The sequence below is a fragment of the Streptomyces sp. NPDC059373 genome (assembly GCF_042751495.1).
Lineage (GTDB): Bacteria > Actinomycetota > Actinomycetes > Streptomycetales > Streptomycetaceae > Actinacidiphila.
The window spans coordinates 1-25,785 of the sequence record NZ_JBHYXC010000007.1 but is presented as its reverse complement, the minus strand read 5'-3'; the positions used below and the strand labels follow the sequence as shown (position 1 = coordinate 25,785).

Genomic DNA, 25,785 nt, shown 5'->3' with positions numbered 1-25,785 from the left:
ATCTGGGAGCGAGAGTCGAGACAACGGTGGGGGCTGGGCATGGTGCCCAGCCCCCACCGTCGGTGATCAGCCGCAGCCGCACAGCTCAGGCGGGCAGCCGGCGGGGTCGTCGCAGCACGAAAAACAGGTTCCGCGTCGGTGGCATGTTGCGATGCGCCTCGCCCCAGCGTGATTTGATCATTTCGCGACACGGGGCATTCGTCCAAAAGGGGACAAAATATATATACAGTAACGAATTGGATACTGTCTGTCGTGTGCTGAGGGATGTGGAGGCGGGGTCGCGGAAGCGCTGTTCCTTGATCGCTCTTTTCGTGGGCCTCGCGCTGGTCGCCGCGGCCCATGTGTTTGCCTGCGCTGGCCACGAACACGAGGGGCATCGCCACCCGGTCACCGCCTCGGCCCCGGCCGCCGTCCCGCACGCTGTGGACTGCCCGGCGGAATTCATGGCGCACGACCATGGCACCGGCGGGTCCGACGATTGCTGCTGCCCTGCGGGTCATGTGTGCGACGGTCCCCTACGCACCCAGCAACTGTCGGTGTTGGTGTTGCTGCTCGGCCTCGCCGTTCTGGCGTCGGCCATGCCATACGAGTGGCCCGGCCCCCGCGGCCCGGCTCGCCGCCCGTCCCCAGCGCCACCGCCGCGGGCCGGCGCCGTCTTGCTCCAACTGGCCTGCGTCAGCCGTACATGACACGGCCTCGCCGCTCGCTCGCTTCTCGCGACCGAGCGTGCGCGCCGTCCGCATACGTACGCAGCTGACCTACGGCCCGGACCGGGCCGCGGAAGGACCAGGCCATGACGACTGCCCTGCGCAACATCTCCACCGACGACTTGCGTGCCTTCGCAACCGCCCACGAGCTGCCAGAACCGGTCGGAGCGCCGCGGCGCTCGCCCGCCGGGATGGTCGGCAACACCCCGGTGTTGTGGATCGGTGAGCCCTTCAGCGCGCCCGGCCGTGGCTTCTGGGCCAAACTGGAGGGCGTCAACCCTGGTGGTATCAAGGACCGGCCGGGATTGCACATGGTTGCGGCCGCCCGCGCTCGCGGCGAACTCGCCCCGGGGGCACAGATCGTGGAGTCCACCAGCGGTACGCTCGGGCTCGGCCTGGCGCTGGCCGGTATCACGTACGGCCATCCGGTGACCCTGGTCGCCGACCCGGGCCTGGAGCCGTTGATGGTGCACCAGTTGCGGGCGTTCGGAGCGCGGGTCGAGGTGGTGCCCGAGCCCGACCCGGTCGGCGGCTGGCAGCAGGCCAGGCGTGACCGTGCCCGCGAGATCCTTGAGCGGCGAGCTGGGGCCTGGTGCCCCGACCAGTACCACAACCCGGACAACCCGGCCGCCTACACCGCCCTTGCCCTGGAACTGGCCGTCCAGCTCGGCCGGGTGGACATCCTGGTCGCGGCGGTCGGTACTGGCGGGCACTCGGCCGGAACCGCCCGCGCGCTGCGCAACTTCTACCCCGGGATGCGGCTGGTCGGCGTCGACTCGGTACGTTCCACGGTCTTCGGTCAGCCCGCGGGGGTTCGGTTGATGCGCGGCCTGGGCAGCAGCATCCACCCCCGCAACGTCGACCACGCGGCCTTCGACGAGGCCCACTGGGTCGCCCCACACGAAGCGGCGTGGGCCGCCCGCCGACTGGCCCGGCACCACTACACAAGCGGCGGGTGGAGTGTAGGCGCCGTCGCACTGGTCGCCGGCTGGCTGGCCCGTACGCATCCGCCGACCACCCGGATCGCGGCGGTCTTCCCCGACGGAATCCACCGCTACTGGAACACCGTCTACAGTGACGACTACTGCCGCACCCACGACCTCCTCGGGCATCCGCCCGCTGACGATCCCGACGAGATCGTCCACGCCTGCGAGCGGGTCGTGGAGCGCTGGACGCGCTGCGTCAACGTCACCGCCCCACCTGCCGCGGTCGGCACCGACATCGGAGCCGAGATGGGTGCGCGATGAGGCACCTCGTCCAGCAATTCCGCTCCTTCGGCGGCTGCGTACGGCTGCTGATGGTCCAGCAGTTCACCATCAATACCGCGTTCTACATGCTCATGCCCTACCTGGCCGTCCATCTCTCGGATGGCCTGGGCATGGCCGCCTGGGCCGTCGGGCTGGTCCTGGGGGTGCGCAACTTCTCCCAGCAGGGCATGTTCCTGATCGGCGGCACCCTTGCCGACCGGCTCGGCTGCAAACCCGTGATCGTCGCCGGGTGCGTGCTGCGCACCGCGGGCTTCGGCCTGCTGGGCTTCGTCCACACTCTGCCCGCGCTGATCGCTGCCTCGGCCATGACCGGCTTCGCGGGGGCGCTGTTCAACCCGGCCGTGCGGGCCTACCTCGCGCGGGAGGCAGGGGAACGGCGAGTCGAGGCGTTCGCCCTGTTCAACGTCTTCTACCAGGTGGGCATGCTGGTCGGACCGCTGGTCGGACTGGCGTTGATCGCGTTCGACTTCCGCGCGGTCTGCACGGTCGCGGCGCTCCTCTTCGTCGGCCTGACGGTAGTGCAGATCCGGGCGCTGCCCGACCGGCGCGCCGACAAGCCCGTACAGGCTGGAGCGCGCGGGGTTCTCGCCGACTGGCGGACGGTGGTGGCCAAGCGGTCTTTCCTGCTGTTCTCCGCCGCGATGATCGGCTCGTACGTCCTGTCGTTCCAGATCTATCTGGCCCTGCCGTTGCAGGCGCACCGCGCTTCCGCCGGCAGCGGCAACGGCGTCACCACCGTGCTGTTCGCGGTCTCCGCCGGCGTCGCGGCGGCCGGGCAACTGCGGATCACGGCCTGGGCGCGGGCGCGCTGGTCAGCGCAGCGGGCCATCGTCTACGGAATCGCGTTGATGGGCGCGTCCTTCACGCCGTTGCTCCTCGCGGGAACTCCGCCACAGGGCAGTGGGCTGGTCGACCGTACGACAGCCTTGGCGCCGCTTGTTCTCGCCGCCGGCCTGCTGGCACTGGGCACGGCGCTGGTCTATCCCTTCGAGATGGACACCGTCGTCTCGCTGTCCGACGGACGGCTGGTAGCCACCCACTACGGCCTGTACAACACCGTCTCCGGCGTGGGCATCACGCTCGGCAACCTGGCGACCGGTGCGGTGTGGGACGCCTCCGCCGACCACCCGCGGCTGCCCTGGCTGGCGTTGAGCGCGGTGGGCGCGGCCTGCGCCGCAGCGGTCGCGGTCCTGGCCCGTACGGGGCGACTGTGCCCCGCCGGGGTCCGGCCGGTGGCGGAGGCCGCAGTAGCGCGCTGACTCTGCCGTAGGGGTTCGGATCGGGAAGCAGTTACGCCTGCACCGGCACTGTGAGGTGGATCAGGGCATGGGGCGCAGCCCGGCGAGAGTGACCGTGACCAGTCGGTGGACAGCGGCCTTGGAGGGCAGGCTGCCGGCTGCGGTGAGGGCGTGCAGGCAGTAGTTCGCGAGCTCGTCGGGTGCCACGTCATCCCGGAGGGCGCCGCTCGCGGCGCCCTCGGCGAGCAGGTCCCGGACCATGTCGCGGAGGTGCTGCTGTGCGTGGTCGACATGCTCGTCCCGATGCAGGAACCCCGCGATTTCGGTGCCGTGGTGCCCGTGGGTCTCGCGGGAGATGAGGGCGTAGGCCGTGAGTACGGCTTCGAGTCGCTCGTAGGCGCCGTCAGCCTGGTCGCGGACCTCGGCGAGCTGTGCGAGATGGGCTGTGATCTGACGTTGGTGCCAGGCGAGCAGGATCGCTTCGACGTCCGGGAAGTATTTGTACAGCGTCGCCCGCCCGATGCCGGTCCTCTCGGCGATCTGCGACATCGTCACCGCCCGCAGCCCCTGCTCGGCCACCAACTCGGCCGTGACGTCCAGGGTCGCATCGCGCACCGAGCGGCGGTGCGCCTCGATCGTCTCGTTCCACAGCTTCGGCACCACGCCAGTGTACGCGGCGACGATATCGAGACGCCATGGATTGACAGCGACAGAGTGTCTCGATAAAACTGTGGTCGTCGTCGTCATGGAGACCCGGACCAGCACGAGCTGCAAGCAAGGACACGTATATGGCCGCCTCGCCCGCCTCGCCCCACTCCGGCTCCATGCCTCCGAGGGGGCCCGAGGACCTGTACACGACCCCGCCGCCCTGGGACATCGGCCGGCCCCAGCCTGCGTTCCTCGCCTTCGCCGACGCGGGTGCCATTCGGGGCCGGGTGCTGGATGTCGGCTGCGGGACCGGCGAGCACGTACTCATGTCCGCCGGCCTCGGCCTCGACGCCACCGGCGTCGACCCGACGACGGGGAGGGCGGCGGTGTAGCCGGTCTGCTCGACCGTGCTGATCAGGTCGGTGACGTTGACGTCGCTTTGGAAGGTGACCTTGGCCTTCTCCGTGGCGTAGTTGACTGTGGCGTCGACGCCGTCCATGCGGTTGAGCTTCTTCTCGATGCGAGCAGCGCACGAGGCGCAGGTCATGCCGCCGATCGCCAATTCGACTTCGGTCGCGTTCGCGCCAGGTGTCGCGGTGTTCATCACCACTCCTCGGGGTTGCGTGGTGCTCTGGCGGAAAGGGCGCCTGAGCACGTGTCAGTGCGCCGCCGCGGCCTGGATGCGGCCGGCCAGCTCGTATCCGGCGTCGTCCACCGCGTCGCGGACGAGCGTGTCGTCCAGTTCGCTGCCGAAGGCGACGGTGACCAGACCGGTGATGACGTCGACCTTCACATGGGTCACGCCGTCAAGGGCGGAGAGGGCCGAGCCGACGGCCTTCTCGCAGTGCCCGCAGGACATCCCGGTGACCGAGTACACGGTCGTGATGCCGTCGGCCTGCGTCCCTTCGCTCTCGCTGGTGGAGCAGCGGCCGTCAGGGCTGCCACACGACATGGGAATCCTCCTGGTGGAGCGGTTCGCTTCTTCATACCCCTAGGGGGTATCTCTCGCTGTCCTGTATACCCCCTACCGGTATTCGAGGCAAGGGCGGGGTGTGTCAAAAGAGAAGCAACTGCCGTTCCCCTACGATGGGCCTGTGATCGGCCTGTCTCAGCTCGTGCCATGTCCGCAGCCCAGGCTGCGGCCTTCTGCCTTGCTCGTCTTCGGGCTGCTGATAGGGCTGGTCGGCATGCACGGCTTGGGACCGGGCGGGATGTCGATGCCCGAGCACCGAATGGCGGCCGCCGCCGGTCATGGTGTCGTCGTCACAGCCGTACCCGACGACTGCGGCTCGGGCGGGCACGGCTGTGACGGTCAGCCCAACCACGTCGACGCGACTTGCGCCTCCGGCTCAGTGGCCGCTGCACCCGCGCTACCCGCCCTGATCCCCTCGCCGGTGTGTGCCCCCGACGAGGCTCAGGTGCGTCTCGCGTCCGTACCGGACGTCCCCGAGGGCGGACGCGCACCGCCATCACTGGCCGAACTCCAACTCCTGCGGATATAGGCAAACGCCTTCAGCGCCACGCGCCCCGAAAGGGCCGGCGTCGAGCAAGCGCACGCCTCCCATCCCACTCCCAGGAGTTCACATCATGACTTCACGACGTTCCCTGATCCGTCGCAGTGCCCTTGTCGCGGCTGCCGGCGCTACCGCCCTCGTGCTGGCTGCCTGTAGTAGTAGCAGTAGCAGCGGCCACGACATGTCGTCGATGGATTCGAGCTCGACCCCGTCCGCCAGCGCCTCGGCCTCGGCCGGCGCGCACAACGCCCAGGACGTGGCGTTCGCCCAGCAGATGATCACGCACCACCGCCAGGCCATCGAGATGGCCGATCTGGCCGCCACCCGCGCTTCCTCCAGCGAGGTCAAGTCCCTCGCCACGACGATCAAGGGCGCGCAGGACCCCGAGATCAAGACCATGTCCGGCTGGCTCACCTCCTGGGGCGCAGCCGTCCCCCAGGACATGAAGGGCATGGACATGTCCTCCGGCATGCCCGGGATGATGAGCGCAGCCGACATGACCAAGCTCGACAAGGCCTCCGGCACCGAGTTCGACACCATGTTTCTGCAGATGATGGTCCAGCACCACCAGGGCGCCGTCGAGATGGCCAAGACCGAGCAGAGCAAGGGCGAGTACGGCCCCGCCAAGACACTCGCCGCCTCGGTCATCACGGCCCAGACCGCCGAAATCAACCAGATGAATACGCTGCTCAAGAAGAGCTGACCAGGAACCGGGTGTACGGGGAAGGCCGCCGCGGCTGCCTTCCCCGTACACCTCGGTCATGCCAATACCGTCGAGGCCGTCCCCAGCTTGTCCTGCGTCCGGACGGTTGCTTCCCAACTGCCGCCCATGACCGAACCCGTGGCCCGGTCAGCTGCGGACGAGGCGGGCGATGGCAGTAGAAGCTTCCGCTGCCTTCGCGAAGGCTTCCTCCCCGCCGGCGCTGACGGCTTCGGTGACACAGCACTTGAGATGTTCGTCGACCAACGCCAAGGCGACAGACTGCAGGGCCCGGCTGGCCGCCGACACCTGGGTGAGGACGTCGATGCCTCGCCGCCCCAGCCATCGCCACCGGCCACCCGCACTACTGCCCGACGGGTCCCTCGCCGCCGCGTCAATGCCCTGACGACCGTCGTCACGGCGATGGTCAGCCGAAGCGGTGCGCGGCGGCGCGACCCTGGAGGCGGGCGGCCTCGGCGCGGATGCGGGGAAGCTGAGCGTGGAGCGCTGAGCCGGGGCACAGCGTCTCGTCGACGTCGCGGTGCCCTGACACCACATCGACCGTCGCGCGGACGCCCTTGTGATAGCGGCTGGCGGTGTTGGTGCAGGTGAGGGTCGCCATCGCGCGGGGGTCGACCCCGTGCCGACCGAGCTTCCACGCGGTGAGGCGGGCGATGGCATCCAGCATCGCCGCCGGCACGGCCACGCCGGAGGTAAACGTGCCGATCGCGGCGATGCCGACGGTGCCGATGTTGAAGCCACTGGTGTGGGCCCCTACCACCGGCTCGTCTATCCCGCCGTGGCGGCCCTCGTAGATGGTGCCGTCCTTGTCGACGAGGAAGTTGTACCCGATGTCGTCCCAGCCACGTCGTTGGGTCTGGTCGCGGTAGATGTTTCTGATGATTGCCGGGACGTCGCTGGGCTGATAGTCGTTGCCACTGTCGGTGTGGTGGATGAAGACGGCCTTCACCGCGCGTGCGTAGCGGGCCGGCGGCACGCCGGACGGCGTGTGGCCGGTCTCCCAGTGTGCGCGGGCCACGACTACGGGCTTGGGCGCGGACCACTGAGCGGCGTACCGCGCGGCGACCTGTGGGTGCACGGGCACGCGGGTGGTCGCGGCCGGTTCGGCCTCGCTCCTCGTAGACAACGCGCCAGCGCCGCACACGGCGGCTGCCTGGGCTATGCGACGCAGCACCAGGCGGCGGGCTATGAGCATGACACCGACGATAGGTAGGAGCCCGGCTGCCCGCATCCGGGGCGATCACCTGGGTGAATCCGGAGCCAACTCGAGCGGATCGGTCATACGGGCGTATCGGGGAGCCGCCACCGACCTCCTGGTCCCCGTGCCGTCGCCAGTGTCCGGTGTCGTCCTCGGCTGTCATGCGCTGCTGCGGAGATTCAGCCCCGGGAGAGCACCGCTCCCCGCTGGAGCCGCTCACCTCGATGCGGAAATTGATGGAACCTGATCCGCTCCCCAAGTGGTCGAAGGAGTGACAGGGTTCTCAAGCCATGCGCTCGTTGAAAGGGTGATCGGTGGGGGCTGACCAGTCCATGCGGGACGCAGAGTTCGCGGAATTCGCCGGGACCGCGTACCGATCGCTCCTGCGCACGGCGCGTTTGCTGACGGGCGATCCACATACCGCCGAGGACTTGGTGCAGGCCGCATTGGTGCGGGTGTACCTGCACTGGAGCCGGGCCGCGACCTGGGCGTCGCCGCACACCTACGCACGGAAAGTCGTCGTCAACCTCTTCGCGACGTGGCGGCGGCGCCGATGGCACACCGAGGTTCCCCAAGGCGAACCCGAGAGCAGTGCCGACGGGTACGACATGGCAGGAAGGGCGGATGCGCGGCTCGAGCTGGCGGGCGCGCTCGCCGCTCTGCCACGTGCCCAGCGCTCGGTGCTGGTGCTGCGGTGCTACGAGGATCTGTCGGTTGAAGAGACGGCCGAACTGCTCGGCTGCTCGCCCGGGACGGTCAAGAGCCGGACCAACAGGGCCCTGGAGCGCCTGCGCGACGCAGACACGCTGGCGGGCTACACCCGAAGGAGCGTGCGATGACAAAAGCGGATCCCACCGATGAAGACCTCATGAGGCAGCGGATGCACGACCTGGCGGAGGCTCAGGCGGACGGGGGACCGTTCACTGTTGCTCCGTTGCTGGCCCGCGGACGCCGGGCCCGCCGTGTCCGCCGCGTCACCACGGTCTGCGCTTCAGCGGCACTCGTGGTCGTCGCTGGCTCGGTGCTCGGCCTGAGCGTCACCGACGGCGGAGGCACGGACCGTACCTCCGTCGCCGCTCCCACTACGAGCCCAACGGCTTCGCAGTCCCCGCTCCCCGCGCGGACCCTCGCCCCGGACCACCTCCAGCTGGGACCTGCCCATCCCAGCATTGGAACCAGTTACCGGTTCGATCTGCCGGTGCACTGCGGCATCCGCTACGCCGAATTCGGTGGCCGTAGCTGGCAGACCGACCAGGACGTCAAGGTTCCGACGCCGACTCCGGACCCGACGACCGGGATTACCACGGCGACACCAATGCTGCCCGGATACATGACCCTCGTCACCGCCACCACGGCGCGGTTCGAGATGCCGGGGCTCATCCCGGTCACCTTCCATGTGCTGGACCACGACGTGCCCCTGTGCGCATGATGCCCTCACTGCGACGCGCTGCCGGCCGATCGCAGGGACCAAAAACGACCACGTGACCGGAAAAGAGAACGCTTCTCAGAGGCCGAGTTGGTCGCGTGCGCGGTCCGCGATGTGGCGGCCGATGACGATCGAGGCGGTCGCGGCGGGGGAGGGGGCGTTGATGACGTGGATCATGCCGGGGGACTCCTCGATGAGGAAGTCGTCGACCAGGGAGCCGCTCCGGTCCAGGCATTGGGCGCGGATCCCGGAGGGGCCGAAGGTGACGTCGCGGGACCGTACGCCGGGGAGGTAGCGGCGCATCCGGGCCAGGAAGGCGGGCTTGACGAGATCCCGGTAGATCTCCCGCGCGCCGGTGCCCGCGTAGGTGAGCGCGAGGCGGCGCGTGCCGGGGAAGCGCAGGGTGTCGAGCAGGTCCCTGCCGTTGACCGAGAGCCGGCCGTAGCCTTCGCGGGCAAGTGAGGGGACCGCGTTGGGCCCCGCGCGGAGGGTGCCGTCGATGCCGCGGCTGAAGTGGACACCGAGGAAAGGGAAGGCGGGATCGGGTACGGGATAGACCAGCCCCTGGACGAGGTCCGCGGCCTGCGGGCGGAAGGTGTAGAAGTCGCCGCGGAACGGGACGATGCGATACGCGCCGGTGGCGTGGCCGGTCATGGCGGCGGTGCGGTCGGCCTGGAGGCCGGCGCAGGCGATCACGGTCCGGGCGGCGAAGGTGCCGGTGTCGGTCTCGACGGTCCAGCCGCGTGCGTTCCGTACGAGGCCGTGTACGGCACGGCCGCAGAGCACGGCACCGCCGTGGCCGGCGATCACCTCGGCGTAGGCGGCGGCGACCCTGGTGAAGTCGATGACGCCGGTCGCGGGGATGTGCAGGGCGCGGACGCCCCGTACCTGCGGCTCGATCTCGGCGAACGCGGCAGGCTCCAGCTCGCGCAGGGTCAGCCCGTTGGTGCGGCCGCGGTCGGCCAGGCCGGCCATCCGGGGCAGCTCCGCCGGATCCGTGGCGACGACCAGCTTGCCGGTCAACCTGTACGGGATCTCGTGCTCGTCGGCGAAGGCGAGGAGCCGTTTGCGGCCCTCACGGCAGTACGCGGCCTTGAGGCTGCCGGGGGTGTAGTAGAGGCCGGAGTGGATGACGCCCGAGTTGTGGCCGCTCTGGTGGGGCGCGAGCGTGGCCTCCTTCTCCAGCACCGCCACCTTGAGGGAGGGTGTGGCTTCGAGGAGGGCCATCGCGGAGGCGAGTCCGATCAGCCCGGCACCGATGACGACCACGTCCACAGGGCCGTCCGCGCGGCCCTCCGGGTCGAGTGCGAACGGCGTGGTCATCGCGCTCCGATGCGGTTGCGCAGCACTCCGAGGCCCTCGATCTCCAACTCGACCACATCGCCGGGCCGGAGCCACCGTCCGTCGTCGTGTTCGAGGATGCAGCCGCTGCCGACCGTCCCCGACCCGATGACGTCCCCGGGCCGGAGCCTGGTGTTCTCGGCGGCGCGGGCCATCATCGTTTCCCATGAGTGGTAGAGGTCGGACAGATTCCCCCGGGAGCGCTCCTCACCGTTGACCCGGGCGACCATCTCGCCGTGCGAACCGTCGAATTCCTCGGGCGTCACCAGAACGGGCCCCATACTCGTGGCGAAGTCCTTGCCCTTTGCGGGGCCGAGCCCGACACGGGTCTCCTTTCGCTGGAGATCCCGGGCCGACCAGTCGTTCATTATGGTGAAACCGCCGATCTCGCCGCCTTCTTTGATGACGGCCGCCACTTCCAGCTCGTAGTCGAGCATCGTGGTTCCCGAGGGGTACGGTATTTCCGCCTCCGGGCCGTAGACCGCGGCGGGGTTGGAGAAATAGAAGACCGGTATCTCGAACCACTCGTCGGGCACCACCGCGCCACGAAGGGCACGGGCGGTCGCCACATGCTGCTCGAACGCGAAGAAATCGCGGACGGCGGGCGGTTCGGGGACGGGCGCGAGCAACTCGATGCCGTCCAGCGGGAATCCGGGGCCGTCGGGCACCTTCCCGGAGACGGCGAGGACCGCCTGGAGGGTCGGTGCCTCCAGGCGCACGACATGGCCCCCCTCGATCCGGCCGGGCCGGGCGTCCGCCGGGTCGCCGCCCTTCGGCTTGAACGTGCACAGACGCACCGGACCTCCGTTGCGGGGCCGTGCCCGGGCCGGGCCCACTGCATGGGCCACGATGCGGGACAGAATTTCCTTATCGTGGGACGATAGGGGAGGTCCGTTGCCGCGTCAATCGATGCGTGCTCCCATGGCGCCGGCCTCCCCGGCGACCTTGTCAGGCTCGCCGAACGCGGTCCGTGCCTCGCGGCGGACCTGCTGGAGGACCCGGGTGATCTTCTCCTTCTCGTCCCAGTACCGCTGTGTCGGCACGGGCACCGACAGGGCGAGGAGCGTGCCGGAGGGCTCGCGAAGCGCGATCGCGGCGGCGCAGATCCCCACCGTGGTTCCCTCGTGGTCGTACGCCACCCCCGTCTCGCGCACCCCGGCCAGCTCCGCGAGGAGCGTCTCGACGCTCAACGGCGTCTTGTCGGTGTAACGGTCCAGCCGGGCCGGGAGCATGCGGACCACCGTGTCGGGACTGAACTCCGCCAGCATCGCCTTCCCCTTCGAGCTGGAGTGCAATGGGAAAGTGGCCCCGACTTCCGCGACGGCGCGCAGTTCGTGCCTGGTCGGCATGACGTGGACCACCCGCACCTGATGTCCGTAGACGACCGCGCAGTCGACGGTCTCGCCCAGCTCGCTGAAGATCCGCCGCATGAACGGCTCGGCCACCTCCCACGGCTCCAGCCGGCTCGAGGTCGCCAGGCGGGTGAACTCCGCGCCGATGCGCACCCGTCCGGCCGGTGAGGCGCTGGCGAGGAAGCCCTCCGTGACGAGGGCGGTCACGATGCGGTGGACGGTCGAGCGCGGAAGGCCGAGCCGCGCCGCGAGCTGCGCGAGGCTGAGCCCCTGCGGTTCGCCGTCGAGCGCGCGGAAGACCTGCGCGACCCTCGCAATGACCTGGACCCCGCCCTGCGATCCCGGAGTTTCGGGGATCTTCGAGGAAGATTGCGTCATGGGCGCAACAATACTCCTGACCGAAGTCCGGTCATCTGTGCTGCCTGCCATGGACTTTGCCCGTACGTGATTACCGCGCCCGCGCGGCGGCCGGCGGTCATGTCCTGGATTCGACGCGGACATTACGGAGTACGGGTCAATTCGCGAACCGGCGATTATCCCCCTCTCGCGGATTCGGCGGCGAAAGCGTATTGGCGCCGCCGGGTCCGTCGCTGCGTCCGTCGCTGCGTCCGCCGCCGGGTCCTCCGCGCCGGGCGCGGTGCTCCCGGCGAGCGGCGTCGAGACGCCCCGCGATACATCTCCGAAACCTTGACACGCCCCTATGCCGACCCTACTGTCCCGTCATACGGATCAAGTCGCCCGCATCGTGGTCCTGCGGGGTTGCTGCCCAGGCTAAGGAGTCAGCGATGGTGATCGAACCGGCTACCGGGCTCGCGTTCGCGGAGCTGAGCCACGAGTGGGGCCACCACACCCCGGCGTTCCCCGGATACAAGGACATCGAGGTACGCCGGGTCGCGACGCACGCCAAGCACGGCGTGCTCACCCAGCATGTGGTCTCGTCCATGCACCACGGAACACATGTGAACGCCCCGATCTATCTGGCGCAGGGCGGCGAGGGCGTCGGGGAGTTGCCCCTGGACCGCTTCTTCGGCAACGGAGTCGTGCTGTCCGTCCCCAAGGGCGAGTGGGCGTACGTGGAACCCGCCGACCTGGAGGCGGCCGGCCACGAGGTCCGGGCCGGTGACATCGTCGTGGTGAACACCGGGTGGCACCGGAACTACTCGGACAACATGGAGTACTTCAGCCACGGCCCCGGCCTCAGCGAGGCCGCCGCACAGTGGCTGGCCGACCGTGAGGTGAAGCTCGTCGCGATCGACACCGCGACGATCGACCACCCGTTGGCCACCTCGCTCGCCCAGGAGCACCGGGGAGTCGGCCCGTTCGTGGTGGAGGTCCCGCGCCGGTACCGCAACCGCACCGGCCGGGAGGTCGCCGAGGACTTCCCGAAGTGGAATCCGGCGAACCGGCTGCTGCTCAAGGCCGGCATCCCGACGATCGAGAACATCGGCGCCGAGGTCGACTCGGTGAGCGGCAAGCGCTGCGCCTTCCATGCCTACCCGTGGTTCTGGCCGGAGGCCGACGCCTGCGCCGTCAGGGTCGTCGCCATCCTCGATCCCTCGGGTGAGTACCGACTGGAGAACGGCTCATGAGCACCGAGAACCTGCGTTTCTACAATCTCAGCCATACCCTCGGGCACAACATGGTGCAGTGGCCGTCGCCGTTCAGCGCCCCTCTTGTTGTCAACCGGCTCTACTACCACTCGATGCACGACTTCTTCACAGTGGAGTACGACGGGATCATGCACCGTGGCACGCACATGGACGCGCCCGTCCATGTGACCGCCGACCAGCCCTACCTGGACTCGTACGAGCTCTGGCGCTTCTTCGGAACGGGCGTCGCCGTCTCGATCCCCAAGGGCAAGTGGGGTGTCATCACCCCCGAGGATCTCGAGAACGCCACCCCGGCGATCCAGCCCAACGACATCGTGATGATCAACACGGGTGCCCATCACCATTTCGGTGACAACGACACCTACTACTCCTACTCGCCCGGCCTCTACACCGAGGCCGCGCAGTGGCTGGTGGACAGGCAGGTGAAGCTGGTCGGCGTCGACGTGCAGGCGCTGGACCACCCGCTCGGCACCCGGATGGTGGAGCACGGCCCCGGGCCGATCCTGCCGCACCTGATCGACGAGTACCGGGCCGAGACCGGGCGCGACGTGCACGAGGACTTCCCCGACTGGGAGCCGGCGCACAAGACGATGCTCCTCAACGGCGTCCCCGGCATCGAGAACGTCGGCGGCGAGCTCGACGCCGTCACCGGCAGGCGCTGCACCTTCATGGCGTTCCCCACCCGGATCAAGGAGGGCGACGGTTCGCCGATCCGCATCGTCGCCGTGGTCGACCCCGACCAGCGATTCCGTATCCCGACCGGAGTGTGACCGTGATGACACAGGACGCACTGAGGAAGCCCCTCTCTCTGTTCGACGTGTCCGGCAAGGTCGTCGTGATCACCGGCGCCTCCGGGGCGCTCGGCCGTGCCGTGGCGATCGCGCTCGGCACGCTGGGGGCCCGGCTGCTGCTGGTCTCCGGCTCGGCGGGCGGCCTCGACGCGGTCGCAGCGGAGGTACGGGAAGCGGGCGGCGAGCCCGAGTTGATGGTCAGGCGGACCGAGGACCTGATGGACGCCGAGGCCATCCTGGGCGCGGCGGTGGCGGCGTACGGGACGGTGGACTCGGTCTTCTTCGCCTCGGGCTACAACAAGCCCGCGCCGATCGAGGAGATGCCGTACGACGACTGGCAGGCCATCATGGACGCCAACGTACGCGGCCCATGGCTGATGGCGAAGGCATTCGGCAGGCATGTGTCGGAACGCGGGGGCCGCGGCAAGCTGGTGCTGATCTCCTCGGTCCGGGGGCGGCAGGGCAGCCCGGCCGGATACACGGCCTACTGCACGTCCAAGGGCGCCACCGACGCCCTCACCAAGACCCTCGCGACCGAGTGGGGGCCGCGGGGCATCAATGTCAACGCCATCGCCCCGGCTGTCTTCCGGTCCACCCTCACCGACTGGATCTTCGCCGACACCGAGGCGGGGCGGCTGGCCAGGGAACGCAACTACTCCCGGATCCCGATGAAACGGCTCGGGGAGCCCGAGGACTTCGTCGGGCTCGCCCTCTACCTGCTCTCCCCGGCCTCCGATTTCGTCACCGGCCAGATCATCTACGTCGACGGCGGGTACACGGCGGCATGAGCCTCTCCATCGCCATCGTGGGCGCCGGCGTGATGGGCACCGCCATCGCGCAGGTCTTCGCGACCGCCGGGCAGCCGGTGACCGTGTACGACCCGGATCCCGTGGTCCTGACAGGAGTCGAAGCCCGGCTGCGGGCCGGGACCGAACTGGCCGGGACGTCGGCCGAGGACGCGCTGGGCCTGCTGACCCTCGCCCCCGGTCTCGCCGCCGCCGTACGCGACGCGGACCTGGTCATCGAGGCGGGCCCGGAGCGGGTCGCCGTCAAGCAGGCCATCTTCCGTGACCTCGATCAACTCACCGCGCCCGGCGTGGTGCTGGCAAGCAACACCTCCGCCATCCCGATCGGCGAGATCGCCCGCGACACCCGGCGCCCGGAACGGGTGATCGGCACGCACTTCTGGAATCCGCCCTACCTGGTCCCGCTCGTCGAGGTCGTCCAGGCCCGGCGCAGCGACCCCGAACTGATCGCGTGGACGTGCCAGGTCCTCGACGAGGTCGGCATGAAGCCGGTGCATGTCGTCGCCGACGTGCCCGGGTTCGTCGGCAACCGCCTGCAACACGCTCTGAAACGCGAGGCGATCGCACTCGTCGCCGCCGGGGTGTGCAGTGCCGAGACGGTCGACACGGTCACCCGCTACGGATTCGGGGCCAGGCTCGGCATCGTAGGACCGCTGGAGCAGTCGGACCTGAGCGGCCTGGAACTGACCCTGGCCATCCACGAGGTCCTCATGCCGTCCCTGGACCGGACGGCCGGGCCGCATCCGCTGCTGGTCGAGAAGGTCCGTAAGGGAGAGACCTTCCGGGAGTGGCGCCCCGGCGAGGCCGAGGCCCGCCGCGCCGAGATCACCCGGGCGCTGGCCGAGGCGGCGGCCCGTAGGCGTAACAACGAGCCAGGAAAGGACGGTCAACGATGACCCGACTGACGGGAAAGACGGCACTGATCACCGGCGCGGGCAGCGGTATCGGCCGGGCCATGGCGCACAAGTTCGCCGCCGAGGGGGCCGGCCTCGGACTCACCGATCTCGATCCGGTGGCCCTGGAGGAGACGGTCACCCAGGTGCGGGCGGCGGGCGCCAAGGCGGCGGCCGTGGCGGGGGACATCGTGGACCCGGCGACCATGGACGAACTGGTGGCGTCGGCCGTCCGCGACTTCGGCCGGATCGATGTGCTCGTCAACAACGTCGGAATCCTGATCATGAAGTCGCTGGCCGACACCACGCCGGAGGACTTCGACCACCTGATGCACGTCAACTGCCTCTCCCAACTCATCGCCATCCAAAGGGCGGTGCCCGAGATGCGGCGGTCCGGTGGCGGCTCGATCATCAATGTCGCCTCGGTCGGCGGGCTGCTGGCGCTGCCGAATGTGAGCGCCTACTGCCCGTCCAAGTCGGCCGTGATCGGTCTGACCAGGGCGGCCGCCGCCGAGTTCGCCCCCGAGATCCGGATCAACGCGATCTGTCCCGGCGGCGTCGACACGCCGATGGCGCAGAACCACCTCGCGAGCTTCGAGGACAAGGAGGCGGCGATCAAGCAACTGACCGGTCGTCAACTGCTGAAGCGCTACGCCCGGCCGGAGGAGATCGCCAATGTCGCCGCGTTCCTGGCGAGCGACGAAGCGTCCTTCATGACGGGAGCGATCGTCCCCGTCGAAGCCGGCCACAGCGCCTGGTGAGGCGGCACCCATGGAGATCGAGTCGGCGGACCGCGTTGTGTCGGCGCCTGAGTGGCGCGACGAGATCGAAGTGCTGTCGCCGGAGCGGATCAGGGTCGCCGCGCTGGACCGGCTGGGGGGAGTGGCACCGGGGATGATCGACTGGTGGTTCGGCCGCATGGACGAGGAGACCTACCACCGCTTCCATCCGGTCGACCACAAGGCGTTCGCGTGGGTACGCGGCAAGGAGCCGGGCCGCCACGTGGGCGCGACCCATCTGGCGCACCACTGCTACGGGGGCGCCCCGCCCCTGCTGCGTACGGAGATCAGCTTCGTCCCTCCGGAGCAGATGCTGGACGTCTCCGCCTTCGCCGCATTCGATGTCGGAGCCGCGGTCTGCGCCGTCGTCCACGCGCTTGACGACAACGACCGTCCCCACCCCCACGAGGCCGCGCGCTTTCTGCACGTCGCCGTCCGCCGCGGGTACGGCACCGAATTGCGCAGCTGCTGGTGGCTCAACCTCGCCCCCGGCGGCGATGTGGACGTCCTGACCAACGGCCGGCTGCGGCACGTGCACGAGGAGTTCGCCTACCTGACCGGCTTCCTGCCCGCACTCCACGCGTCCGAAGGGCACGGAACATGAGCATCCTGTCGGGCCTCGGCCTTCTCAACGCATTGATCTCCGGCGTGCTTCTCGGCGGGCTGTTCGCGGTGACCGCGCTCGGACTGTCCCTGGTGTTCGGCGTGATGCGCCTGGTCAACATCGTGCACGGCGAGCTGATCATGCTCGGCGCCTATCTGTCGTTCGAACTCGCCGCACACGGCGGCCTCGACCCGCTCGTGTCGATCGTGATCGTCGCACCCCTGGTCTTCCTCATCGCCGCGCCGGTGCACCGGCTGCTGCTCCAGCCGCTCATGACCAAGAGCCCGGAGCCGGCCATGCTGACCACCTTCGCGCTGTCGGTCATCGCCCAGAACCTCTTCGTCCTCATCTGGTCCGGCGACACCCGGTCGCTCAAGGCGTCCTACGCGACCAGTTCACTGGAGTTCCTCGGGGTGCGGGTGCCCGGCGTGTATGTGATCTCCTTCGTGATCGGGGTGGTCCTGTGCGGCGCGGTGCACCTGATGGTGCAACGCACCGGCGTGGGCCGGGAGATCCGGGCCAGCGCGGAGGACCCGGCCGCCGCTGCCGCGCTCGGCGTCGACGTACGGCGGATCCACGTCTTCGTCTACGGCCTCGCCGCGGCCTGCGCCGCCGTGGGCGGCGTGCTCGTCGGCACCACCTTCGACTTCACACCGACCTCCGGGCTCTCCTACCTGCTGACCGGATTCGTCGTGGTCGTCCTCGGCGGACTGGGATCGGTCAAGGGAGCCTTCCTCGGCGCGATCACCCTCGGAGTGATCGAGAGCGTCGGCGCGGCGTTCTTCGGCGACGGCTACCGGGACTTCATCGGTTTCGTGGCCTTCCTCATCGTCCTGTCTCTTCGGCCGCAGGGCTTCTTCGGGCGGGTGTACGCATGATGACCATCCGTAAATACGCAGTGCTCGGCGGCTCCGCGGTCGCCGTCGTGCTCCTGGCCGCGCTGCCGTGGCTGACCTCCGACTACGGGCTACTCGTCGCCTTCGAGGTCGTACAGCTCCTCGCGCTGGCCCAGGCGTGGAACATCATGGCCGGCTTCGGCGGGGTGGTGTCGCTGGCCGTGTCGGCGTTCGTGGGCGTCGGTTCGTACGCGACCGGGAAGCTGGCCCTGTCGGCGAGCCTGGGCATCTATCCGTCGATCCTGGCCGGCGGGGTGTTCTCCGTCCTGTTCGCCCTGGTCGTGGCCGTGCCGATGTTCCGTTTCCGCGGGCTGTACTTCACGATCGGCTCCCTGGTCCTGGCCCAGGCGCTCGGCATCTTCATGTCCAACTACAACGGCCTCGGCGGCAACCAGGGCATCACCTTGATGGGTGCCGCGCCCAGCGCCAGAACCGTCTATCTGCTCTCGCTGGTCTGCGCCGTCGTGGCCACGGGCGCCGTCGGCTGGATCGTACGCAGCCGGCTCGGCCTCGGCCTCATGGCGATCCGCGACGACGAGGACGTCGCCGGGCGCATCGGTGTCGCGGCCTTCCGCACCAAGCTGGTCGCCTTCGCGCTGGCCGCCTTCGTCATGGGCATCGTCGGCGGCATCCAGGCGCAACGGACCGGCTACATCGAACCGTCGGGCTCGTTCACCTTCAACTGGACCATCGAGACGGTCAACGCCGCCATCATCGGCGGTGTCGGCACGATCATCGGCCCACTGATCGGGTCGGGTGTCTCCGTCGCCCTCTCGGAGAGCCTCGCGAACTACCCTGAGGCGCACCTGGCGATTCTCGGCGTCCTTCTCATCGCCATCATCCGGATCGCTCCCGACGGCATTTGGGGTGCCGCCACCCGCCTGGCCAAGGCCCGTTGGGCACCGGTACGTGCAGCAACGCCCGTCCCGCACGCCGCCGTGGCCGGGCCGGTGGAACGTACGACCACCGACCCCGGGACCGTATTGCTGCGCGCCGCCGGCATGGGGAAGACCTACGGCGGCGTCCGCGCGGTCGACGGCGTGGACCTGGAGTTGCGGGTCGGCGAGGTGCTCGGCATGGTCGGCCCCAACGGCGCCGGCAAGAGCACCCTCATCGGCCTGCTGTCCGGGGCGGTCCCGGGCGACGGCACAGTCGAACTGTTCGGCGCCGATGTCACGGCTCACGGGGCGCGGGCACGGGCTCGCGCCGGCATCGGACGGACGCACCAGGTCCCGCGGCCGTTCGGGCAGATGACCGTGCTGGAGAACCTGCTCGTGGCGCAGATGCACGGTGCTGGACGGCGCAGCGCCGTGGCGCGGGCGGAGTGCGAGCGGATCCTCACGCGGTGCGGACTGCTCGACTTCGCCGACACCCCCGCGGCGGAGCTGGGCCTGCTGCGCCTGAAGCGGCTGGAACTCGCCCGCGCCCTCGCCGTCCATCCGCGGATCCTTCTGCTGGACGAGATCGGCGCCGGGCTCGTGGAGTCCGAACTGCGTGAACTCATCGAGCTGATCGGCTCGTTGCGCACCGAGGTCGACGCCGTCCTCATCGTCGAGCACGTTCTCGAGGTCATCCGGGAGTGCTGCGACCGCCTCGTCGTGCTCGACGGAGGACGGCTGCTCGTCGAGGGCGAACCCGCGGACGTGCTGGGGGATCCGCAGGTCGCCGCGGTGTACCTGGGCACCTCCGGTGGCGCGGACGCCGGTCACCGGGCCGTCAGGCCGAGTCCGGGTTCCCCGGGCCGTCCGCTGCTGGAGGTCAAGGGCGTTGCCGCCCGGTACGGGGCCTTCCGCGCCCTGCACGACGTATCGCTGACCGTAGGCGAGGGCGAGGTGCTGGCCCTGCTGGGCGCCAACGGAGCCGGCAAGACCACCACAGCCAGGGCCCTGAGCGGCATGGTGCCGGTCAGCGGCGGCGAGATCTGGTTCGACGGCCGACGCACCGACCGCATGCCCGCGCACGAGATCGTACGCCTCGGGGTGGCCCACTGCATGGAGGGCCGGCGGATCTTCGGCGACCTCACGGTGGAGGAGAACCTGTTGCTCGGGGCCCGTACCGCGCCGTCACGGGCGGAGCGCGAACACCGGCTGTCGGCCGTCTACGACCTCTTCGAGGCGCTGCGGGACCGCCGCGGCAACTCCGGCCGCGCGCTGTCGGGCGGCCAGCAGCAGATGCTGGCGATCGGCCGCTCGCTGATGGCGGCACCGCGACTGGTCGTCTTCGACGAGATCTCCCTCGGGCTGGCACCCATCATGGTCGACCGCCTCTACGAGGCCCTCGCGGAGATCAACGGACGCGGCGTCGCCATGATCGTCATCGAGCAGAACGTCGAACGCGGTCTCGCCCTGGCCGACCGCGTCGTGGTCCTGGAGAAGGGCCGCGTCGCCCTCGCGGGCACCCCCGCGCAGGTGCGCACCAGTGACAGCCTGCTCTCGCTGTACGTCGGCGAGGCCAAGGGCGCGGCCGCTCCCGAGGACCCTGTTCTGAACGGGAAGGAGAGTCGATGAAGATCCGCAGAATCGTCACCGGCCGCACCCCGGAGGGGAAATCCGTCGTCGTCAGCGACGCACCGGCCCCGCGCACCCACGATCTGGTGCACGTACCGGGCATGAGTTCCACGGTGCTGTGGGGCACGGCCCCGGACGGCGCGGCCCGCCTGGACGGCGCCGATCCCACGCCGGGGTTCCGGTGGCAGCTGCCCGGACCCGGCGGGACACGGTTCGTGATCGTGGTGTTCCCGCCGGACGCGGTGTTCACCGACTCCGGTTTCGACCCGGTGGCCGCCGACATGGAGCAGCGTGAAGTCTCCCCGGGGCTGGCCGGGTTGTTCGAGCCGGACAACCCCGGGATGCACACCACCGACACGGTCGACTGCATCGTCGTGCTGGACGGGGAGGTCTGGCTGGAGCTCGACGACGGGGCGATGACCCCGGTCCGCCGGGGTGACACGGTCGTCCAGAACGGCACCCGGCACGCCTGGCGGAACCTCGGTGACGCCCCGGTCACCCTTGCGGTCTTCCACGTCGGCGTACGGCAGGAGGTTCAGCCGAGCTGATCGAGGTGCTGCTCGACGCGCGCGGCCCATCCCACCAGGGCGTCGCGGAGCAGGAGTTCCCTGCCGTGGAAGCGCTGCGCCGGGAGCGGGATGCCGACGGCGAACGGGACTCCCAGCGGACCGTGGATGAGCCTGCTCACCGAGCAGACGCCCTCGGTGTGCTCCTCGATGTCGTAGGCGACCCCCTCGTCCCGCACCCGCTGCAGCTCGCGCTCCAGCGCGGCCCGGTCGGTGATGGTGCGGGCGGTGTGTGCGGGCAGTTCGTCCGGCAGTACGGCGGCCAGTTCCCGGGCCGACATCGCGGCCAGGTAGGCCTTGCCGTTCGCGGTGCAGTGCAGGGGGTACGACTCGCCGACGGCGCTGACCGCCTGGAGCCGGTGCGGGACCACCACCTGGTCGATGAAGGTCACATGGTTCCGGTCGAGCGCGGACAGGTCGACGGTCTCGAAGACCTCGCGGGACAGCTCTTCCAGCAGCGGATGGATCTGGGCCACCAGCCCCTGCCGGGCGGTGTCGGCCATCCGCCGGACAACCGACCCGATCCAGTACCGGCCCCGTGGCCCGCTGGACTCCACCAGGCCCTCCTCCTCGAGGGCGTTGAGCAGCCGGTGGACCGTCGACTTGGCCAGGCCGATGTGCTCCACGAGCTCCGTCTGGGTCATGCCACCGGGCACCGCCTGCAGGGTGCGCATGATCTCGGCGGCGCGGGTGATCACCTGGACCCCGCTTGTCCCAGGGACGTGTTCGGTTGTGCTCATCGTGCTGTGGACCTCCATGCAGACCATCATCCGCCGCCCCCGGTGGGGGCGCTCACGCGCTCACAACCCTGGCACCGACGGGGGTTCGGCGATGACCACGAGGAGCGTGGCCGGCCGCGCACTGCGATTCTCCAGCCGCCGCAGGGTGCCCGGGGTCAGATGGACGGAGTCCTGCGGGCCCAGGGTGACCTCCTGACCATCGGCGTGGAGGGTGAGTTCGCCGTCCAGGACGACGTACACCGTCTCCTGGCCGGCCGGGACCTCCTCCGTACCGCCGCCGGGCAGGTAGTACGTCAGGCCGACCCAGAAGTGCTCCGTCGGCCCGGCCTCGCGCCCCTGCAGGCGGAACGTCGCCACGCCGTGATGGGCCGGCGCGGTGTAGGCGGGTGCGTCGGCCAGCCGGGTCACACGCATCTGGGGCTTGACGGCCATGGACGGCTCCTTGTATCGCATCGTGGGAGTTTCAACCCGCATCCCGGAACAAGCTAGAGCTGCTTGTGGTGCTGGTCAAGCGAGCGCGCGCGAGTTCGTAGCGCGACGAAAGTTCCGTCAAGGCGGTCGCTTCCTGACCCTTGACGCTCCACTGGGCGGGGTCTAGCGTCAGCGCTCCCACTAGGTGGTACAGAAATCCCGCATGATGGGCCACGTTGACTCGCAGAGTCAGTCACCGGAGGTTGTACGTCGATGAAACTCACAGCCCCAGCCGCCTGCGGAGTCATGGCTCTCGCGCTGGTCGGCACGCTCACCGCCTGCGGTCACGGTACGAGCGGTTCGAGCTCCTCCGACGGCATCACGATCGGGGCGTCGATCCCCCTCAGCGGGACCCTGGCCAGCTTCGGGTCCTTCGAGAAGTGGGGCTACCAGCACGCGGTCGACGCGGTGAACAAGACCGGCGGCATCAAGATCGGCGGCGTCAAGCGCAAGGTCAAGCTGATCATCCTGGACGATCAGACCGACCCGAACCGTACGGTCAACAACGTCCAGCGGCTCATCACCAGTGATCACGTCGATGCCCTGCTCGGCTCGTGCACCGACTCTCTGGTCGAACCCGGTGCACTCATCGCCGACCGGGCAGGTGTCCCCCTGGTCACCGGCTGCGCGGCCACCAACACCTTCGGCACCACGAAGAAGTGGAAGTGGGCCTGGGACCTGTTCTTCAACTCCGACCAGCTGACGGAGACGCCGTTCAACACCATCGACGAGCTGGGGCTGAAGACCAACAAGAAGGTCGCGATCCTCCACTCGAACGGCAAGAACGAGAACGTCATCGGTGGCGAGGAGTGGCCGAAGTGGGCGGCCAAGCACGGCTTCACCGTGGTGTACAACGCCGCCTTCCCGCCGGACACCTCGCAGTTCAGCTCGGCGCTGGCGAAGATCAAGGCGACCGGTGCCGATGTGCTGCTGTCCGTCTTCGGGCCGCCGTCGTCGATCGCCCTGCGCAAGCAGATGGTCTCGGCCGGGTACTCGCCCAAGATGACGGTCATGGAGGAGGGCGCCGAGCCGGTCCAGTTCGCCACCGCGCTGGGCAGGCTCGCCAACGGCGTCATGGTGGGCGGTTACTGGGACCCCTCGTTCCCGTACGCCGGAGCCAAGACGCTGACGGCCGAATTCGAGGTGCAGACCCACCAGACGTCCTCGCAGCACATCGCCGACACCAGCACCGCCGCTCAGATCCTGATCGACGCCATCACCCGGGCCGGCACCACGGACAAGGCCAAGGTCAACGCCGAGATCGGCAGGACCGACGCCACCTACGTGGTGGGCCGCATCAAGTTCGGGGCGGACCACACCGCCACCCTGCCGATGGTCGAGGACCAGTGGCACAACGGGAAGACCGTCGTCATCGCCCCGGCCAAGGAGGCCACGGGCAAGGTCCTCTTCCCGCTCCCCACCGGCTGAGCAGGAATCCGTACGCCTTTCGCCTGACCTCCCCGTTTCGCTTGGGGTGGCTGGACTGGGCTGATCGCGGTGGATCCGCGATGTTGTTTCTGGTCGCCAGGCGGGGATGGCTGGGGCCCGACGCTGGGGTCGGGTGAACCGCCGACTTGTATGGCTGCAGCGGAACGCGGTCGGGTTGGCCGCTCGTAGCGTTTCGTAGGACGCCGGCTCGGGTGACTCGTGAACCGTCTGCCGCTCTTCGGGGCTGGCTGTCCCGGGGTATGTCACCGGATCGGCGTCCGTCCGCGGTCTGACTCAACAGATGCGTGTCCCGGGTCGGTTGGTTCCGGAAGTCGGCGTGTCGGCCGTGGACGCCCCCTGTCGTCCGACCGCGAGGAACGCATTCCCGTGATATTGATCGGTGTCGATCCGCACAAGTCCACCCACACTGCCACCGCCGTCGAGCCCGCCTCGAACCAACAGATCGACTCATTGCGGATCGAGGCGAGTCTGGCGGAGTACCGGCGGCTGCTGACCTGGGCTCGCACGTGGCCGCAGCGCACGTGGGCAGTGGAGAACGCCAACGGGCTGGGGCGGCACCTGGCGCAGTGGCTCATCGCCCGTGGTGAGCGCGTCGTCGACGTCCCTGCAGCCGCGACCAGCCGGGTCCGTGAGCTGTCCCGCGGCGGTCGGCGCAAGAACGACCGGATCGACGCGGCGGCTGCCGCGACGGTGGCCTACCTGCACGGCGATGGCCGCGAAGTCGGCGCCGAGGACCAGGCCACGGCGTTGGCCCTGCTGGACGAGCGGCGCGTCAACCTGACGCAGGCCCGGGTCCGCACCGTCAACCAACTCCACGCGCTGTTGCGGGATCTGCTGCCCGGAGGCGCCCCGGCTCAGTTGTCCGCCGACCAGGCGGCCGGGCTTCTGCGGACGGTCCGCCCTGACGGAGACGTCGAGCGGGTCCGCAAGGACCTCGCTCGCGACCTCGTCGCCGAGATCCGCACGCTGGACCGGCAGCTCGCCGAGAACAGTGCCCGCATGCAGACCCTCGTGGAGGCGGCCGAGAGCACGCTGATGAACACCCCGGGGATCGGGCCGGTGATGGCCGCCCGGCTGATCGGCAGGGTCGGGCGAGCCAGTCGCTTCCCCACTTCGGCAGCGTTCGCGAACTACGTCGGTGCGGCCCCCGTGGAGATCGCGAGCGCGGACAAGGCCCGCCACCGGCTCTCTCGCTCCGGAGACCGACAGCTCAACTCGGTCCTCCACACGATCGCCGTCGTGCAGATCCGGATGCCCAGCTCTCCCGGGCACGCCTACTACCAGCGCAAGCTCGCGGAAGGAAAGACGCCCAAGGAGGCGAAACGGTGCCTGAAACGCAGGCTCGCCGACCACGTCTGGCGCGTCATGCTCGCCGACGAACGCCGAGTCAAATCCCGTCTCACAGCGGCAGCTTGACAAACACAGAGGCACCCCGGGTTCGGTAGAGATCTCGGATTGTGGTTGTGACCTGGGGTTTCGTGGATTCCATGTAGTGGTTGATCTCGTACTCGACGGGTGGGACGTGGCCTACCTTCTTACCGTGGAGTCGGCGGTGGCAGTACCACTCGATCCACTCGGCGGTGGCGAGCTCGACCTGGGAGAGCGTCTTCCAGGGCCGGCCGGGTTTGATCAGCTCAGCCTTGAACAGGCCGATCGTCGATTCCATCAGGGCGTTGTCGTAGGCGTCGCCGACCGAACCGATCACCGCTCGTCAGCCCGTCGCGCTCGCCCGCGTCGACCTCGGCCTGGCTGACCCACAATCGCACCGCGGTCTCGGTCAGGTCGAAGTCCTTGGCGATCTGGCCGACCGAGCGGTCACCGCGCCGGCACAGCTCGACGATCTCGGCCTCGAACTCCGGCGTGAACGAACGGCGAGGCCGAGGCTTCTTCTTCCCCATGCTCTCCATGATGGACATCCTCCTGGGGCAGAACCCCTGATCTCAGATGTCCGTCAAAGCGAATCAAGCCCAGTTCGACGCCACTTCGGGGTAACGCGGCTTTGACGGGGCCGGAGTCGGGCCGTTGACGGCATGCCGCGGCCCCGGGTGCCCATGTGGGCGCCCGGGGCTGTGCATCGCGGGTGTCAGCCGTCGAGTGAGGTCATGACGTGTTTGATGCGGGTGTAGTCCTCGAAGCCGTAGGCGGAGAGGTCCTTGCCGTAGCCGGATTTCTTGAAGCCGCCGTGGGGCATTTCGGCGACCAGGGGGATGTGGGTGTTGATCCAGACGCAGCCGAAGTCGAGGCGCTTGGACATGCGCAT

General features: G+C 69.2%; 30 protein-coding genes and 1 pseudogene. 18 read left to right on the top strand and 13 right to left on the bottom strand.

The window, feature by feature from the left end; all coding sequences use genetic code 11:
- The first annotated feature begins 793 nt into the window (after positions 1-793).
- Both ACFXJ5_RS13865 and ACFXJ5_RS13860 read left to right on the top strand, forming a co-directional pair.
- A complete protein-coding gene (locus ACFXJ5_RS13865) occupies positions 794-1,954 on the top strand; it encodes a PLP-dependent cysteine synthase family protein (protein ID WP_384630586.1) in 1,161 nt (386 codons plus the stop codon).
- Positions 1,951-3,234: an MFS transporter gene (locus ACFXJ5_RS13860; RefSeq protein WP_384630585.1), complete on the top strand. Its 1,284-nt coding sequence runs from the start codon at positions 1,951-1,953 to the stop codon at positions 3,232-3,234. The genes ACFXJ5_RS13865 and ACFXJ5_RS13860 overlap by 4 nt, the downstream gene beginning before the upstream one ends.
- A 60-nt stretch (positions 3,235-3,294) precedes the next feature.
- Here ACFXJ5_RS13860 and ACFXJ5_RS13855 read toward each other — a convergent pair whose 3' ends face one another.
- On the bottom strand, positions 3,295-3,873 hold the full coding sequence (locus ACFXJ5_RS13855) for a TetR/AcrR family transcriptional regulator (RefSeq protein ID WP_384630584.1): 579 nt from the start codon (positions 3,871-3,873) through the stop codon (positions 3,295-3,297).
- Positions 3,874-4,001: 128 nt separating this feature from the next.
- On the opposite strand from ACFXJ5_RS13855, the gene ACFXJ5_RS13850 reads away from it, so the two are divergent.
- Complete coding sequence (locus tag ACFXJ5_RS13850; RefSeq protein ID WP_384630583.1) at positions 4,002-4,253, top strand: hypothetical protein; 252 nt, start codon at positions 4,002-4,004, stop codon at positions 4,251-4,253.
- Here ACFXJ5_RS13850 and ACFXJ5_RS13845 read toward each other — a convergent pair.
- Positions 4,235-4,465, bottom strand: a pseudogene (locus tag ACFXJ5_RS13845) (cation transporter); the annotation flags it as partial. The gene ACFXJ5_RS13850 and the pseudogene ACFXJ5_RS13845 overlap by 19 nt on opposite strands.
- 54 nt (positions 4,466-4,519) lie before the next feature.
- On the bottom strand, positions 4,520-4,813 hold the full coding sequence (locus ACFXJ5_RS13840) for a heavy-metal-associated domain-containing protein (RefSeq protein ID WP_384630582.1): 294 nt from the start codon (positions 4,811-4,813) through the stop codon (positions 4,520-4,522).
- Between the two features lie 142 nt (positions 4,814-4,955).
- Between ACFXJ5_RS13840 and ACFXJ5_RS13835 the strand changes: the two genes are divergently transcribed.
- Both ACFXJ5_RS13835 and ACFXJ5_RS13830 read left to right on the top strand, forming a co-directional pair.
- The gene (locus tag ACFXJ5_RS13835; RefSeq protein ID WP_384630581.1) at positions 4,956-5,363 is read left to right on the top strand and encodes a DUF6153 family protein; all 408 of its coding nucleotides are present in this window, start codon (positions 4,956-4,958) and stop codon (positions 5,361-5,363) included.
- 85 nt (positions 5,364-5,448) lie between these two features.
- Positions 5,449-6,078 (top strand): DUF305 domain-containing protein, encoded by a 630-nt coding sequence (locus ACFXJ5_RS13830; RefSeq protein WP_384630580.1) that lies wholly within the window; start codon positions 5,449-5,451, stop codon positions 6,076-6,078.
- 147 nt (positions 6,079-6,225) lie between these two features.
- Here ACFXJ5_RS13830 and ACFXJ5_RS13825 read toward each other — a convergent pair whose 3' ends face one another.
- Positions 6,226-6,402 (bottom strand): metal-sensing transcriptional repressor, encoded by a 177-nt coding sequence (locus ACFXJ5_RS13825; protein ID WP_459253986.1) that lies wholly within the window; start codon positions 6,400-6,402, stop codon positions 6,226-6,228.
- Between the two features lie 100 nt (positions 6,403-6,502).
- On the bottom strand, positions 6,503-7,291 hold the full coding sequence (locus ACFXJ5_RS13820; RefSeq protein WP_384630579.1) for a peptidoglycan recognition protein: 789 nt from the start codon (positions 7,289-7,291) through the stop codon (positions 6,503-6,505).
- A 335-nt stretch (positions 7,292-7,626) separates the two neighbouring features.
- Between ACFXJ5_RS13820 and ACFXJ5_RS13815 the strand changes: the two genes are divergently transcribed.
- Positions 7,627-8,133 (top strand): SigE family RNA polymerase sigma factor, encoded by a 507-nt coding sequence (locus tag ACFXJ5_RS13815; RefSeq protein WP_384630578.1) that lies wholly within the window; start codon positions 7,627-7,629, stop codon positions 8,131-8,133.
- Positions 8,130-8,723, top strand: coding sequence for a hypothetical protein (locus ACFXJ5_RS13810; RefSeq protein WP_384630577.1), 594 nt, complete (start codon positions 8,130-8,132; stop codon positions 8,721-8,723). The genes ACFXJ5_RS13815 and ACFXJ5_RS13810 overlap by 4 nt, the downstream gene beginning before the upstream one ends.
- Before the next feature lie 75 nt (positions 8,724-8,798).
- On the opposite strand, the gene lhgO is transcribed toward ACFXJ5_RS13810, so the two are convergent.
- The 3 genes from lhgO to ACFXJ5_RS13795 form a co-directional block, all read right to left on the bottom strand.
- Positions 8,799-10,043, bottom strand: a complete 1,245-nt coding sequence (gene lhgO / locus ACFXJ5_RS13805) for an L-2-hydroxyglutarate oxidase (protein WP_384630576.1) — start codon at positions 10,041-10,043, stop codon at positions 8,799-8,801.
- The gene (locus ACFXJ5_RS13800) at positions 10,040-10,858 is read right to left on the bottom strand and encodes a fumarylacetoacetate hydrolase family protein (protein WP_384630575.1); all 819 of its coding nucleotides are present in this window, start codon (positions 10,856-10,858) and stop codon (positions 10,040-10,042) included. Before ACFXJ5_RS13800 ends, lhgO begins: the two co-directional genes overlap by 4 nt.
- A 105-nt stretch (positions 10,859-10,963) precedes the next feature.
- Complete coding sequence (locus ACFXJ5_RS13795) at positions 10,964-11,791, bottom strand: IclR family transcriptional regulator (protein WP_384630574.1); 828 nt, start codon at positions 11,789-11,791, stop codon at positions 10,964-10,966.
- Between the two features lie 407 nt (positions 11,792-12,198).
- Between ACFXJ5_RS13795 and ACFXJ5_RS13790 the strand changes: the two genes are divergently transcribed.
- From ACFXJ5_RS13790 to ACFXJ5_RS13750, 9 genes are read left to right on the top strand one after another with little or no spacing between them, the layout of a single operon-like run.
- On the top strand, positions 12,199-13,002 hold the full coding sequence (locus ACFXJ5_RS13790; protein WP_384630573.1) for a cyclase family protein: 804 nt from the start codon (positions 12,199-12,201) through the stop codon (positions 13,000-13,002).
- Positions 12,999-13,793: a cyclase family protein gene (locus ACFXJ5_RS13785; RefSeq protein ID WP_384630572.1), complete on the top strand. Its 795-nt coding sequence runs from the start codon at positions 12,999-13,001 to the stop codon at positions 13,791-13,793. The genes ACFXJ5_RS13790 and ACFXJ5_RS13785 overlap by 4 nt, the downstream gene beginning before the upstream one ends.
- A 5-nt stretch (positions 13,794-13,798) precedes the next feature.
- Positions 13,799-14,602 (top strand): SDR family NAD(P)-dependent oxidoreductase, encoded by an 804-nt coding sequence (locus tag ACFXJ5_RS13780; protein WP_384630571.1) that lies wholly within the window; start codon positions 13,799-13,801, stop codon positions 14,600-14,602.
- Positions 14,599-15,516, top strand: a complete 918-nt coding sequence (locus ACFXJ5_RS13775; protein ID WP_384630570.1) for a 3-hydroxyacyl-CoA dehydrogenase family protein — start codon at positions 14,599-14,601, stop codon at positions 15,514-15,516. The genes ACFXJ5_RS13780 and ACFXJ5_RS13775 overlap by 4 nt, the downstream gene beginning before the upstream one ends.
- Positions 15,513-16,274: an SDR family NAD(P)-dependent oxidoreductase gene (locus tag ACFXJ5_RS13770; protein ID WP_384630569.1), complete on the top strand. Its 762-nt coding sequence runs from the start codon at positions 15,513-15,515 to the stop codon at positions 16,272-16,274. The genes ACFXJ5_RS13775 and ACFXJ5_RS13770 overlap by 4 nt, the downstream gene beginning before the upstream one ends.
- A gap of 10 nt (positions 16,275-16,284) precedes the next feature.
- Complete coding sequence (locus ACFXJ5_RS13765) at positions 16,285-16,896, top strand: DAPG hydrolase family protein (protein WP_384630568.1); 612 nt, start codon at positions 16,285-16,287, stop codon at positions 16,894-16,896.
- On the top strand, positions 16,893-17,774 hold the full coding sequence (locus tag ACFXJ5_RS13760; RefSeq protein WP_384630567.1) for a branched-chain amino acid ABC transporter permease: 882 nt from the start codon (positions 16,893-16,895) through the stop codon (positions 17,772-17,774). The genes ACFXJ5_RS13765 and ACFXJ5_RS13760 overlap by 4 nt, the downstream gene beginning before the upstream one ends.
- Positions 17,771-20,299, top strand: a complete 2,529-nt coding sequence (locus ACFXJ5_RS13755) for an ATP-binding cassette domain-containing protein (RefSeq protein WP_384630566.1) — start codon at positions 17,771-17,773, stop codon at positions 20,297-20,299. The genes ACFXJ5_RS13760 and ACFXJ5_RS13755 overlap by 4 nt, the downstream gene beginning before the upstream one ends.
- Positions 20,296-20,847 (top strand): cupin domain-containing protein, encoded by a 552-nt coding sequence (locus ACFXJ5_RS13750; RefSeq protein ID WP_384630565.1) that lies wholly within the window; start codon positions 20,296-20,298, stop codon positions 20,845-20,847. Before ACFXJ5_RS13755 ends, ACFXJ5_RS13750 begins: the two co-directional genes overlap by 4 nt.
- Here the strand turns inward: ACFXJ5_RS13750 and ACFXJ5_RS13745 are convergent.
- The gene (locus ACFXJ5_RS13745) at positions 20,835-21,605 is read right to left on the bottom strand and encodes an IclR family transcriptional regulator (RefSeq protein WP_384630564.1); all 771 of its coding nucleotides are present in this window, start codon (positions 21,603-21,605) and stop codon (positions 20,835-20,837) included. The two genes, ACFXJ5_RS13750 and ACFXJ5_RS13745, sit on opposite strands and share 13 nt — an antisense overlap.
- A gap of 60 nt (positions 21,606-21,665) precedes the next feature.
- Complete coding sequence (locus tag ACFXJ5_RS13740) at positions 21,666-22,037, bottom strand: cupin domain-containing protein (protein ID WP_384630563.1); 372 nt, start codon at positions 22,035-22,037, stop codon at positions 21,666-21,668.
- Between the two features lie 252 nt (positions 22,038-22,289).
- On the opposite strand from ACFXJ5_RS13740, the gene ACFXJ5_RS13735 reads away from it, so the two are divergent.
- A complete protein-coding gene (locus ACFXJ5_RS13735) occupies positions 22,290-23,504 on the top strand; it encodes an amino acid ABC transporter substrate-binding protein (protein WP_384630562.1) in 1,215 nt (404 codons plus the stop codon).
- A 387-nt stretch (positions 23,505-23,891) separates the two neighbouring features.
- On the top strand, positions 23,892-24,941 hold the full coding sequence (locus ACFXJ5_RS13730; RefSeq protein ID WP_384630561.1) for an IS110 family RNA-guided transposase: 1,050 nt from the start codon (positions 23,892-23,894) through the stop codon (positions 24,939-24,941).
- On the opposite strand, the gene ACFXJ5_RS13725 is transcribed toward ACFXJ5_RS13730, so the two are convergent.
- The 3 genes from ACFXJ5_RS13725 to ACFXJ5_RS13715 all read right to left on the bottom strand — a co-directional run.
- Entirely contained in the window at positions 24,925-25,191 is a 267-nt protein-coding gene (locus tag ACFXJ5_RS13725) for an IS3 family transposase (RefSeq protein WP_384630560.1), read from the bottom strand. The genes ACFXJ5_RS13730 and ACFXJ5_RS13725 overlap by 17 nt on opposite strands.
- On the bottom strand, positions 25,160-25,423 hold the full coding sequence (locus tag ACFXJ5_RS13720; RefSeq protein WP_384630559.1) for a transposase: 264 nt from the start codon (positions 25,421-25,423) through the stop codon (positions 25,160-25,162). The genes ACFXJ5_RS13725 and ACFXJ5_RS13720 overlap by 32 nt, the downstream gene beginning before the upstream one ends.
- Before the next feature lie 185 nt (positions 25,424-25,608).
- Positions 25,609-25,785 (bottom strand): aldehyde dehydrogenase family protein (locus ACFXJ5_RS13715; RefSeq protein ID WP_384630728.1); only part of this gene is annotated, 177 nt, incomplete at its 5' end.

Coding starts and splice junctions, on each gene's coding strand:
- ACFXJ5_RS13865 (WP_384630586.1), top strand. CDS start 794: ATGACGACTGCCCTGCGCAACATCTCCACCGACGACTTGCGTGCCTTC.
- ACFXJ5_RS13860 (WP_384630585.1), top strand. CDS start 1,951: ATGAGGCACCTCGTCCAGCAATTCCGCTCCTTCGGCGGCTGCGTACGG.
- ACFXJ5_RS13850 (WP_384630583.1), top strand. CDS start 4,002: ATGGCCGCCTCGCCCGCCTCGCCCCACTCCGGCTCCATGCCTCCGAGG.
- ACFXJ5_RS13840 (WP_384630582.1), bottom strand. CDS start 4,813: ATGTCGTGTGGCAGCCCTGACGGCCGCTGCTCCACCAGCGAGAGCGAA.
- ACFXJ5_RS13830 (WP_384630580.1), top strand. CDS start 5,449: ATGACTTCACGACGTTCCCTGATCCGTCGCAGTGCCCTTGTCGCGGCT.
- ACFXJ5_RS13820 (WP_384630579.1), bottom strand. CDS start 7,291: ATGCTCATAGCCCGCCGCCTGGTGCTGCGTCGCATAGCCCAGGCAGCC.
- ACFXJ5_RS13815 (WP_384630578.1), top strand. CDS start 7,627: ATGCGGGACGCAGAGTTCGCGGAATTCGCCGGGACCGCGTACCGATCG.
- ACFXJ5_RS13810 (WP_384630577.1), top strand. CDS start 8,130: ATGACAAAAGCGGATCCCACCGATGAAGACCTCATGAGGCAGCGGATG.
- lhgO (WP_384630576.1), bottom strand. CDS start 10,043: ATGACCACGCCGTTCGCACTCGACCCGGAGGGCCGCGCGGACGGCCCT.
- ACFXJ5_RS13795 (WP_384630574.1), bottom strand. CDS start 11,791: ATGACGCAATCTTCCTCGAAGATCCCCGAAACTCCGGGATCGCAGGGC.
- ACFXJ5_RS13790 (WP_384630573.1), top strand. CDS start 12,199: ATGGTGATCGAACCGGCTACCGGGCTCGCGTTCGCGGAGCTGAGCCAC.
- ACFXJ5_RS13785 (WP_384630572.1), top strand. CDS start 12,999: ATGAGCACCGAGAACCTGCGTTTCTACAATCTCAGCCATACCCTCGGG.
- ACFXJ5_RS13780 (WP_384630571.1), top strand. CDS start 13,799: ATGACACAGGACGCACTGAGGAAGCCCCTCTCTCTGTTCGACGTGTCC.
- ACFXJ5_RS13775 (WP_384630570.1), top strand. CDS start 14,599: ATGAGCCTCTCCATCGCCATCGTGGGCGCCGGCGTGATGGGCACCGCC.
- ACFXJ5_RS13770 (WP_384630569.1), top strand. CDS start 15,513: ATGACCCGACTGACGGGAAAGACGGCACTGATCACCGGCGCGGGCAGC.
- ACFXJ5_RS13765 (WP_384630568.1), top strand. CDS start 16,285: ATGGAGATCGAGTCGGCGGACCGCGTTGTGTCGGCGCCTGAGTGGCGC.
- ACFXJ5_RS13760 (WP_384630567.1), top strand. CDS start 16,893: ATGAGCATCCTGTCGGGCCTCGGCCTTCTCAACGCATTGATCTCCGGC.
- ACFXJ5_RS13755 (WP_384630566.1), top strand. CDS start 17,771: ATGATGACCATCCGTAAATACGCAGTGCTCGGCGGCTCCGCGGTCGCC.
- ACFXJ5_RS13750 (WP_384630565.1), top strand. CDS start 20,296: ATGAAGATCCGCAGAATCGTCACCGGCCGCACCCCGGAGGGGAAATCC.
- ACFXJ5_RS13745 (WP_384630564.1), bottom strand. CDS start 21,605: ATGAGCACAACCGAACACGTCCCTGGGACAAGCGGGGTCCAGGTGATC.
- ACFXJ5_RS13740 (WP_384630563.1), bottom strand. CDS start 22,037: ATGGCCGTCAAGCCCCAGATGCGTGTGACCCGGCTGGCCGACGCACCC.
- ACFXJ5_RS13735 (WP_384630562.1), top strand. CDS start 22,290: ATGAAACTCACAGCCCCAGCCGCCTGCGGAGTCATGGCTCTCGCGCTG.
- ACFXJ5_RS13725 (WP_384630560.1), bottom strand. CDS start 25,191: ATGGAATCGACGATCGGCCTGTTCAAGGCTGAGCTGATCAAACCCGGC.
- ACFXJ5_RS13720 (WP_384630559.1), bottom strand. CDS start 25,423: ATGGGGAAGAAGAAGCCTCGGCCTCGCCGTTCGTTCACGCCGGAGTTC.